Here is a 611-nt window from a genome sequence, read left to right as displayed (position 1 = left end):
TTACGGCTAATCAGCATGATGTGCGAGTTGTTTTGCGTAAAATAGAAATCATTATTTATTCATAAATTTAGGGCTGTTTAATGGAAAATCTGGGCGAATTTATTGTTAATCATTGGATACTGTCCAGTTTGTTTGTGGTGTTGTTGTTTTTGGTTTTTTCTGACTCACTCACTCGCAAACTGGGTGGGTTTAATGCCGTTGATGTGCCAACAGCTGTTAATCTGGTGAATCAGCAAAAAGGCTGTTTTGTTGATATTCGCGATAAAGCTGCATTTGAAACTTCACATATAGTCGATTCCGTTAATGTACCGGTGGCTGATATCGAGGCGAATCTCAAGTCGCTAAAAAAGAAGGATCAGCCTCTGGTTCTGGTGTGTGACAGTGGTCAGCGTTCAAAAGCTGCTGCCAAACAGTTCAAAAAACATGGCTATACCAATATTTATGTAATGTCAGGCGGTCTGCACGCATGGCGAGATGCCAAACTGCCATTATTCACTTAAGACTTGGAGCGTTGTTATGAGCAAAGTCATCATTTATTCATCTGCGCATTGCCCGTATTGCACCATGGCAAAGCAGTTACTGGATCAAAAAGGTGTCAGTTATGACGAAAT

General features: G+C 40.8%; 2 protein-coding genes. Both read left to right on the top strand.

From position 1 onward, the window contains the following. Positions 1 to 80: 80 nt before the first annotated feature. Positions 81 to 500: a rhodanese-like domain-containing protein gene (locus B3M51_RS11430; RefSeq protein WP_292759327.1), complete on the top strand. Its 420-nt coding sequence runs from the start codon at positions 81 to 83 to the stop codon at positions 498 to 500. Further along, the coding region (locus B3M51_RS11425) for a glutaredoxin domain-containing protein (RefSeq protein ID WP_349676741.1) at positions 475 to 611 on the top strand (137 nt) is incomplete at its 3' end. The genes B3M51_RS11430 and B3M51_RS11425, both read left to right, overlap by 26 nt.

Source organism: Methylophaga sp. UBA2689 (assembly GCA_002354555.1).
Classification (GTDB): domain Bacteria; phylum Pseudomonadota; class Gammaproteobacteria; order Nitrosococcales; family Methylophagaceae; genus Methylophaga.
The sequence above is the reverse complement of the archived record's forward strand: the minus strand, read 5'-3'. Positions and strand labels throughout refer to the sequence as shown.